This window comes from uncultured Thioclava sp. (genome assembly GCF_913064665.1).
In the GTDB taxonomy this organism is placed as follows: Bacteria; Pseudomonadota; Alphaproteobacteria; order Rhodobacterales; family Rhodobacteraceae; genus Thioclava; species Thioclava arctica.
In genome coordinates this window covers 1-9,679 of sequence record NZ_CAJYBT010000071.1, presented here as the reverse complement: position 1 = coordinate 9,679, position 9,679 = coordinate 1, and the positions used below count along the sequence as shown (strand labels likewise).

Genomic DNA, 9,679 nt, shown 5'->3' with positions numbered 1-9,679 from the left:
CCGCCTCGGGGCTGGCCAAATAGCGCACAGCCGCTGCGATCTCGTTCGGCGTGCCCATCCGCCCGACCGGGATCTGGCCCATCAGCGCACCCTTTTGATCGTCATTCAGCTTGTCCGTCATCGCCGTCGCGATAAAGCCCGGCGCGACACAATTCACCGTCACACCCCGGCTCGCAACCTCTAGCGCCATCGATTTCGACGCACCCACCAGCCCGGCCTTGGCGGCAGCATAATTCACCTGTCCCGGATTACCGGTCTGACCGACAATAGAGGTGATATTGATGATGCGCCCCCAGCGCGCCTTCATCATCATGCGCAACGATCCGCGCATTAGACGAAACGCCGCCGTCAGGTTCACATCAATCACCGATTGCCAATCATCATCTGACATCCGCATGCTCAGCCCGTCGCGCGTGATCCCGGCGTTATTGACCAGAATATCCAAGCCCCCCATCGCCGTGATCGCCGCCTTGGGCAGCGCCTCGACCGAACTTGCATCGCTCAGATTTGCGGGGCACACATGCGCGCCTTCGCCCAATTCAGCGGCCAATGCCTCCAGCGGCTCCACCCGCGTACCCGACAGCGCCACAACCGCACCGCCCGCATGCAGAGCGCGCGCAATCTCGGCACCAATGCCCCCGGACGCCCCGGTCACAAGCGCACATTTTCCAGTAAGATTAAACATCTGCGAACCTTTCTTCATCTGGCTTTCATCTGGCCAAAAATACTCCTGGGGGTCCGGGGGAAGATCCCCCGGCGCGCCCTTAGCCCTTCAGCGCCGCAATATCCTCGGGCGTGCCCACTGCGCGACATGTCACGTCCTTGGCGATGCGGCGGATCATGCCCGACAGCGCCTTGCCCGCGCCGATCTCCCAGATCTCATCCACGCCCTGACCGGCCATCCAGGCCACACTCTCGCGCCAGCGCACCGAGCCCGTCACCTGCTCCACCAGCAACTGGCGGATCAGATCGGGGTCGCTCACGGCCTCAGCGCGCACATTGGCCACCAGCGGCACGACAGGCGCTTTGATCGCAACATCGGCCAAAGCCGCTGCCATCGCATCGGCGGCGGGCTGCATCAATGCGCAATGGAACGGGGCCGACACCGGCAGCATCACCGCGCGTTTGGCCCCGGCTTCCTTGGCCAGAACCGTGGCGCGCTCGACCGCTTCTTTATGGCCCGAAATCACCACCTGCGAGGGATCATTGTCATTGGCGGCCTGACAGACCTGCCCCTGCGCCGCCGCTTGCGCCACCGCCGAGGCTGCCGCGAAATCAAGCCCAAGCACTGCCGCCATAGCGCCCACACCCACCGGCACCGCCGATTGCATCGCCTCACCGCGCAGGCGCAACAGCCGCGCGGTATCAGACAGGCTCAACGCCCCCGCCGCACACAGCGCCGAATATTCACCCAGCGAATGCCCCGCTACAAAGGCCGCATCGCTCACCGAAAACCCTTCGGCCTCCAGCGCGCGCATCGCCGCAATCGAGGTCGCCATCAGCGCAGGCTGCGCATTCGCCGTCAGCGTCAGCGCCTCAGCCTCGCCTTCCCAGATCAGCGCGCTCAGGCTCTCGCCCAAAGCCGCGTCCACCTCGTCAAACACCGCCTGCGCAGCCGGATAGGCCTGCGCCAATGCGCGCCCCATGCCGATGGTCTGCGCGCCCTGCCCGGGAAATACGAATGCTCGGCTCATCTCGGCCTCCTCCTGCGTTTTCTTTGCAGTCCCAATAGCGCGCGCGCGACCTTGGGGCAAGTTGTGCAAGCGGATAGAAAAAGGGCGAGGCCGTGCGCCCCGCCCTCTCTCTCAGTTCAAATCCAAATGCGCCACCCCGTCCGAGCGCCGCCCGACCGAACGCCGATCCGGCCCGATCGTCGCGCGCACCCGTCGGCGCAGCGAACTGAACGCGGCGCTTTGCACCACATCCACCGGAGTATCGAGCGCGATCTCGATCTCGAGATGCTCGGCCCCTTTGCGTTTGAGTGCATGCACGCGGCCCGTGATCGGCTGTCCCATGTAACGCCCGCGCACCGGCTCGCCCAAGGCAAGCCCTTGCCCGACCGGCGCCTTCAGCGCCGCCGCCATCGTGTTCCAATCCGCATGCCCCGAGGCCTGCGCATGGATCTCATAGGCTCGCGACAGGCTGACGGGTTGGCCCGCCCGCTTCATTGCATCGGCCAGACGATGCGCCTGTGCCTTGGCCTCTTTGATATCTTTCGCAATCATTATGTCGTCTCCACGGGGGATAATCCCACCGCTCCGGTGCCCGCATTGCCGTAACGCCCCCGATAAGAGAGCTTAAAATATCCGAATTTCACCAAAGGTCTCCCCGCGGGCGGCTGGCATCCGGGCACCAAGGCGGTCAAATGGGAGGCGCAGGGCTGGCTGTCAAGGGGTGAGGACAAATGCCAACCCAGCGCGTTGCACCAAGGTCAAAACGGATTTGCACCAGCAGATTGGGCGATCCGGGCGACCCGCCCAAAGACGCTGAACGCGATGCGTTGCAGGGAAGACCACAGAACAGTGCGCGACCGTCAGACGCCAACAACGTCGGGACGAAGCGTGTGGAAGATATAGAGCACTTCCGCTTTCTCGTGATCCCCCACGTCAGCATTCGTCAGCGCCTTCATCAGATCATCGACAGCCGCCATATATTCGTTGTCGGAAATGTTCATGTGTTTGTGGGCGCTGAGCATGTCCAACCCATCATAATTGTTGGGACCACCCGACCCCATCACAAAGAAATCCGTGGCCTTCTTTTTTATAGCGACCGGATCGCTGCCTGCGAAACGCTTGCCAATCAACGGGTTGGCAATGTGGAAGTCAACAAGGTCGGATGCGATTTGGGCGATTGCGTCGGCACCTCCAAGGCGCGCGTAAAGGGTATCGGTCATCAGCTTTCTCCATTGTCTTGAGGGGCAAGCATGAGAGAAACCAGAAACCCTCGATAGTCCTGAAACTGGACTCCCAAGGGGCGACAGCTAGCCCGCGATCTTCTTCTGTGCGGCGAAAGGACTAAGGCCCAACCATTGCGCCATGGACCGGGCCAAGGCCGGGTCACCATCCACCAAAAGCTTCGATTGCGCCTCGCGCACCGAAGACAGCCCCATCCAGATGGCGGTCATGGTTTTGAGATCCGTGGTGACCCAAAGGTCGACATCAAACCCCGGATCCGTCGAACACAGATCGACTTCGACCTTTGCCTTGGGGTCGATGATCAGCCACCATTCGCGACGATTGGCGGGGAGTTCCGGATAGCAGAACTGCACGACAGTGCGTTGCGGTGGCAGCGGCGCGGGATTGATATTGCGCCGCATGTCCCACATCAAAAGCGCAGGATCGAGGTTCTCAAGAGTGGCCTGAGTCTTGACCCATTTCTGCCCCCAAACACCAAAGGATTCGACGACCTGCTTCAAATCCTGTCCGGCCGGCGTCAGTTGGTAATCGTGAATGCCGATCTCATCGGCGACCGGCGTGCGCAGGACGATCCCAGCCGCTTCAAGCTCCTTGAGCCGTTGTGACAGAAGTGTCGGAGACATCCGGGGAACGCCGCGTCGCAGATCCCCGAACCGGGTCGAGCCTGCCACGAGTTCACGCACAAGAACCATGGTCCATCTCGTGCACAGAACCTCGGATGCCATCGCAACCGGGCAGAATTGCCCATAGCTCCCCTTCGTCATCCAAGAGCCCTCCCTAGGCCCAAATGACCTAAAGAAGTAGCATAGCATTATTAACGCCCAACTTCATTCGAATTGCAGCGGAGCGATCCGAACGACACGCGAAACTTCCATAGCTTCTTTTCGCCCGCCGCAATGCGTCACGTTCGGGCTCACGCTAGACAGCCCTTCTCCCCACCACGAAAAAGGGCGCCCGAAGGCGCCCTTTTCCAAATTCATCACACCCTGCCTCAGCAGGAGTAATACATCTTGTATTCCACCGGATGGGGGCAATGCTCGTAGGCATAAACCTCTTCCCACTTGAGCGCCATGTAGCCCTCAAGCTGGCTTTTGGTGAACACGTCGCCCGCCAGCAGGAACTCGTGATCCGCTTCCAGCGAGTCCAGTGCTTCGCGCAACGAACCACACACGGTCGGGATCGCGGCCAGCTCTTCGGGGGGCAGATCATACAGATCCTTGTCCGAGGACGGGCCGGGGTCGATCTTGTTCTTGATGCCGTCAAGACCCGCCATCAGCAGCGCTGCAAAGCACAGGTAGGGGTTTGCCGAAGGATCGGGGAAGCGCGCCTCGACACGTTTCGCCTTGGGGTTCTCGGCCCACGGAATACGCACACAGCCCGAGCGGTTGCGGGCCGAATAGGCGCGCAGCACGGGGGCCTCAAAGCCCGGGATCAACCGCTTGTAGCTGTTGGTCGAGGGGTTGGTGATCGCGTTCAGCGCCTTGGCATGCTTGAGGATGCCACCAATGAAATACAGCGCCTCTTGGCTGAGATCGGCGTATTTGTCGCCTGCAAACAATGGCTTGCCGTCTTTCCAGATCGACATGTTGACGTGCATCCCGGTGCCGTTATCGCCCGAGATGGGCTTGGGCATGAAGGTCGCCGACTTGCCATAGGCATGGGCCACGTTGTGGATGACGTATTTGTATTTCTGGATCTCGTCGGCCTGATGGGTCAACGAACCAAAGACCAGACCCAGCTCGTGCTGACAGCTCGCCACTTCGTGGTGATGCTTGTCGACCTTCATCCCCATGCGCTTCATGGTGGACAGCATTTCCGAACGCAGATCTTGCGCCTCGTCGATCGGGTTCACCGGGAAATAGCCGCCCTTGATGCCGGGACGATGGCCCATGTTGCCCATTTCATACGAGGTGTCGGTGTTCCACGAGGCGTCGATCGCGTCGACCTCGAAGGACACTTTGTTCATCTCGACCGAATAGCGCACGTCGTCGAACAGGAAGAATTCGGCTTCCGGCCCCCAGAACGACTGATCGCCGATACCCGAGGCTTTCAGATAGGCCTCGGCTTTTTCGGCGGTGCCGCGCGGGTCACGATCATAGGCCTCGCCGGTGTCGGGCTCGACCACGGTGCAATGCACGCACATGGTTTTTTCAGCGTAGAAGGGGTCGATATAAACCGAGCCCGCATCGGGGATCAGTTTCATGTCGGATTGATCAATCGACTTCCAGCCAGCAATCGACGAGCCGTCGAACATGAAGCCTTCTTCGAAGAAATCTTCATCGACTTCGGTGTTGATCAGCGTGACGTGCTGTAGTTTGCCGCGCGGATCGGTAAACCGGACGTCGACATATTCGACCTCCTCGTCCTTCATCAGCTTTACAGCGTCCTTTATCTTGCTCATGTCGCTAAATCCCTTTCGTTGAGCATTGGGAAGGCCCCGACCCGAAGGCGCGTGGGGCCGAATTGGGGAAACTTACAGCGCGTCGTCGCCGGATTCGCCGGTTCTGATGCGGATCGCCTGCTCCATTGAAGAGACGAATATCTTGCCGTCACCGATCTTTTCGGTGCGCGCGGCCTGCGTGATTGCGTCGATGGCGGCATCGACCAGATCGTCGGGCAGCACCATCTCGATTTTGACTTTGGGCAGGAAATCAACGACATATTCGGCGCCGCGATACAGCTCGGTATGGCCTTTCTGGCGTCCGAACCCTTTGACTTCAATCACCGAAAGCCCCTGAATTCCGACTTCCTGAAGCGCTTCTTTCACTTCGTCGAGCTTGAAGGGCTTAATGATCGCCTCAACTTTTTTCATGCCGCCGACTCCCCCGTCTGGTCTTGTTACCGACCCCCTCAGACCACTTTCCTACAGCCCTCGCAATCGGCGAGGCTGGGTGTATCTTGGTGCAAGCGGGGAATCCCAAAGGCGCGCCCTCTTTTCGGGCAGATGGCGCAAAAATTCAGCAGTTTTGAAACTTTTGGGCGCAAACTCCCCCCTTGCCCTGTTGTATGTCTTTGGCGCAGAGCACATCCTCACGCCAGTGGCCCTGCAGAATTCACCAAATCCTCAGACAGCGCCGCTAGACCGTATGCGTCTTTTCCATTGCCCAACGCCCCCGACGGAGGCCCCATGACCCACCAGATTGCCCTAAGCGAAAGCATGCGCGCCAATCTCGCGAAATCGCCGCAGGCACATAAATACGGCCACGGCCATGCGGTGATCTTGTCAGGGGGCGCGGGTCAGGGGGGGGCGGCCCGACTGGCCGCGCGCGCCGCCCTGCGCGTGGGGGCCGGACTGGTCACCATCGCCGCCCCGACCGCGTCATTTTACGAACAGGCCGCGCAATTGACCGCAATCATGCTCGCCGCCCTGCCCGACAGCTACAGCCTGCGCGGCCTACTACAAGACGAGCGTTTGAACGCGCTGTGCCTTGGCCCCGGACTTGGGCGCAAACGCGCGCTTGAAATGGTGCCCGCCGCCCTGTGGGGCGCGCGCGCCACGGTACTGGACGCCGATGCGCTCACCGCCTTTGATGAAGAGCCCGAGCATCTTTTCACGCAGCTGCACGAGAGCGTCGTTTTGACCCCGCATATGGGGGAATTTCGCCGCCTCTTCCCGGATTTGGCTGACGCGCTCAGCGCCCCTGAAACGCCCCTGTCGCATAAGATCGAGGCGACTGCGAAGGCCGCCAAGCGCGCGGGCTGCACCGTGCTGCTCAAGGGGGCCGAGACCACGATCTCAGATCCGAGTGGCAAAACCGCGCTGCATTCTGCGACCGGCGCGCGCGCTGCTCCTTGGCTTGCCACGGCGGGCGCGGGCGATGTGTTGGCGGGACTGATCACAGGGTTGATGGCGCGCGGGCTCACTCCCTTTGATGCAGCCTGCACCGGGGCCTGGCTCCATGTCGAGGCGGCGCGGGCCTTTGGCCCCGGCCTGATCGCTGAAGACCTGCCCGAAATGCTCCCCCGCGTCTTTCGTGAGATTGGGCTGTAAGCGGATGTCATCGCAGGCCGAGAACACGGCGCGCCCCATGCCCCGGCGTGCTTGGGCGCGACCCGCCCGCCCCGCAGATGACCTTAGGCGGTGACGCGCGCAGGCGTCATCGCAACCTCGACGCCATCGACATAGATCACTTCGGGCCCGTCAAATTCCAGCACGAACATGCGCGCCCGCCCGTTGCCCTTGGTCACATATTGCCCATCAATCATCGAACAAGCCGCGACCAATGCCTCCTGCTTGCCATAGATCAGCTTCACACGCCAATCGCGCAGCAACAGGCGCGCTTGCGGACCCAGCAGCAACGGCGCACCGGGGCGATCATGCCCCAACGCGCCCGGCGCCACGCGCACCAACGGTCCAACATAATCCCCGCTGCGCACAGCGCGCAGCCTGCGCGCCCCAGCGCGCGTGATGATGCGATCGCCCGGCTCGAGATATTCGATGGGCAACGCCCCATCCAATGTGTAAATCCGCGCGCCCTGTGCAATCGCACCGGCCAAATCGCGACTATCGGCACTCGCGTCGTCGCGCGTGCCGGCCTTCAAATCGATCAATTCGTGCAACAAGGCGCTCACCCCATCGCACCCCGGACCGCTTTTGCCCATGGTGATACCTGCTTATCTGCCTCAAGTCATGCGGCGTCTTTTGCGCCTTTCCAACAGCTTAGGCGCATCCACGCCAAAGATGCGAGCAAAAAAGCAAGCACCCCCTTTCCAGCGCTCACTGCTGTTGCTATTACGCCCCGCATGCGGGTGTGGCGGAACTGGTAGACGCACCAGATTTAGGTTCTGGCGCCTTTGGCGTGGGGGTTCGAGTCCCTTCACCCGCACCATCAACTTCGGTTGAAACCCTTTTCCATTGACGAACAAGTACTTGCGTCGTTGTTCCGAGACACAGTCTTGGACACAGCGAGAGCATTTCGATGTCCGTTACATTGAAGCTGAATCCTATCACCGAACTGTCGGGAGATCGGAAAGGGTTCCGCAGACGCCCGCCCCAAAAATGCGGCCGGGACCAAGGGAACGAACGCCAAAGCAGGCATAGAGGACACGACGTCCGACATCAATTTTGCTCAACATGCCCCCCCCTGTCGCCAAGCCGGACACAGCACCCTGCACGCTTTTTAAAATCGTATTTTCCTGACACATACCGAAATCAAATCAATCGCTCCGACCCCAATGCCCCCACCCTCGGCCGATTTCATGGCGCCCGCGCGGCGATGTTTGGGGAAATACATGACACCGAGATGATCCGCGCACGCCTGTTTTCGCCTTGCCACCAAGGCGCGCGCCCCCTAGAAGGGCGGCTGAAATTGCGAACCGGCCGCGATCCGCGCGGCGTTAAGAGATAAAGGACATTCCATGCAGGTCACCGAGACCCTCAACGACGGCCTCAAGCGCGGCTATGAGATCACCATCACCGCCAAAGAGCTGGACGACAAGGTCAACGCCAAGCTGGTCGAGGCTCAGCCCGAGATCGAGATGAAGGGCTTTCGCAAGGGCAAAGTCCCGATGGCAATGCTGCGTAAGAACTTCGGCCCGCGCATCCTTGGCGAAGCGATGCAGGAATCGGTTGATGGCGCGATGAGCGAGCATTTCGAAAAAACCGGCGATCGCCCCGCGATGCAGCCGAAAATCGAAATGAAGGGCGGCGAAGAGTGGAAAGAGGGTGACGATGTTGTCGTGACCGTCGAATACGAAGCCCTCCCCGAGATCCCCGATGCCGATCTGTCCGATGTCACGCTCGACCGTCTGGTTGTCAAAGCCGAAGAGGCCGCGATCACCGAAGCGCTGGAAAGCCTTGCCAAGACCGCCAAGAATTTCGAAGCCCGCGCTGACGGCGCTGCCTCGGAAACCGGCGACCAGGTCGTGATCGACTTTGAAGGTTTCGTTGATGGCGAAGCATTCGAAGGCGGCAAAGGCGAAGGTTACCCGCTGGAACTCGGTTCGGGCTCGTTCATCCCCGGTTTTGAAGAGCAGCTGATCGGCAAGAAAGTCGGCGAGAATGTCGACGTGACCGTCAACTTCCCGACCGAATATGGCGCAGAGCATCTGGCGGGCAAAGAGGCCCTGTTCAAATGCACCGTGCATGAAGTCAAAGCGCCCAAAGCTGCCGAAATCAGCGACGAGATGGCCAAGCAATTCGGCGCCGAGGACCTGTCGGGTCTGAAGGGCCAAATCGCAGAGCGTCTTGAGGCCGAGTATCAGGGTGCCGCACGTCAGGTGATGAAGCGTGGTCTTCTCGACCAGCTCGACACCAAGGTGAAGTTCGACCTGCCCCCGAGCCTTGTTGAGGCCGAAGCCAAGCAGATCGCGCATCAGCTGTATCACGAAGAGCATCCCGAAGATCACGGCCATGACCATGGCGAGATCGAAACCACGGATGAGCACAACTCGCTGGCCGAGCGCCGCGTGCGTCTGGGTCTGTTGCTGGCTGAAATCGGTCGCAAGCAAGAGATCGAAGTCACCGATGCCGAAATGACGCAAGCGATCATGAACCAAGCCCGTCAATACCCGGGTCAGGAACGTGCGTTCTTCGAATTCGTGCAGCAAAACCAGCAGATGCAACAGCAGATGCGCGCGCCGATCTTTGAAGACAAGGTCGTCGACTACATCGCCGGCGTGGCCAAAGTGACCGATAAAGAGGTCACCAAGGAAGATCTGCAAAAAGCCATCGAAGCGCTCGACGAACTCTGAGCCATATCGACTGGATTATGCGAAAGGCCGCCCCTCGGGGCGGCCTTTTTGCTTTGGCGTAGGGCGCGGAT

At 60.6% G+C, this 9,679-nt stretch carries 10 protein-coding genes and 1 tRNA gene; 3 read left to right on the top strand and 8 right to left on the bottom strand.

Translation table 11 applies throughout. The features are described from left to right. The 7 genes from fabG to QZ571_RS17785 form a co-directional block, all read right to left on the bottom strand. Positions 1-685 (bottom strand): 3-oxoacyl-ACP reductase FabG (gene fabG / locus QZ571_RS17815; protein WP_295537439.1); only part of this gene is annotated, 685 nt, incomplete at its 3' end. A gap of 79 nt (positions 686-764) precedes the next feature. Then, entirely contained in the window at positions 765-1,694 is a 930-nt protein-coding gene (gene fabD, locus QZ571_RS17810; RefSeq protein WP_295537437.1) for an ACP S-malonyltransferase, read from the bottom strand. A 111-nt stretch (positions 1,695-1,805) separates the two neighbouring features. After that, complete coding sequence (locus QZ571_RS17805; protein WP_295537436.1) at positions 1,806-2,225, bottom strand: glyoxalase superfamily protein; 420 nt, start codon at positions 2,223-2,225, stop codon at positions 1,806-1,808. Positions 2,226-2,533: 308 nt separating this feature from the next. Continuing rightward, entirely contained in the window at positions 2,534-2,893 is a 360-nt protein-coding gene (locus QZ571_RS17800; protein WP_295537435.1) for a group 1 truncated hemoglobin, read from the bottom strand. A gap of 87 nt (positions 2,894-2,980) precedes the next feature. After that, positions 2,981-3,640: a helix-turn-helix domain-containing protein gene (locus QZ571_RS17795; RefSeq protein WP_295537438.1), complete on the bottom strand. Its 660-nt coding sequence runs from the start codon at positions 3,638-3,640 to the stop codon at positions 2,981-2,983. 266 nt (positions 3,641-3,906) lie between these two features. Beyond that, positions 3,907-5,316 (bottom strand): type I glutamate--ammonia ligase, encoded by a 1,410-nt coding sequence (gene glnA, locus QZ571_RS17790; RefSeq protein ID WP_295537434.1) that lies wholly within the window; start codon positions 5,314-5,316, stop codon positions 3,907-3,909. A 72-nt stretch (positions 5,317-5,388) separates the two neighbouring features. Continuing rightward, complete coding sequence (locus QZ571_RS17785) at positions 5,389-5,727, bottom strand: P-II family nitrogen regulator (RefSeq protein ID WP_295537433.1); 339 nt, start codon at positions 5,725-5,727, stop codon at positions 5,389-5,391. Between the two features lie 315 nt (positions 5,728-6,042). On the opposite strand from QZ571_RS17785, the gene QZ571_RS17780 reads away from it, so the two are divergent. After that, positions 6,043-6,906 carry an NAD(P)H-hydrate dehydratase gene (locus tag QZ571_RS17780; RefSeq protein ID WP_366929972.1) on the top strand — a complete coding sequence of 288 codons (864 nt, stop codon included), beginning with the start codon at positions 6,043-6,045 and terminating at the stop codon, positions 6,904-6,906. A gap of 83 nt (positions 6,907-6,989) precedes the next feature. Here the strand turns inward: QZ571_RS17780 and QZ571_RS17775 are convergent, their stop codons facing one another. After that, positions 6,990-7,517 (bottom strand): Hint domain-containing protein, encoded by a 528-nt coding sequence (locus QZ571_RS17775; protein WP_295537432.1) that lies wholly within the window; start codon positions 7,515-7,517, stop codon positions 6,990-6,992. A 143-nt stretch (positions 7,518-7,660) separates the two neighbouring features. Here QZ571_RS17775 and QZ571_RS17770 point away from each other — a divergent pair. Next, positions 7,661-7,744, top strand: a tRNA-Leu gene (locus QZ571_RS17770). A gap of 529 nt (positions 7,745-8,273) precedes the next feature. Further along, entirely contained in the window at positions 8,274-9,608 is a 1,335-nt protein-coding gene (tig, locus tag QZ571_RS17765) for a trigger factor (protein ID WP_295537430.1), read from the top strand. The last annotated feature ends 71 nt before the right edge of the window (positions 9,609-9,679 follow it).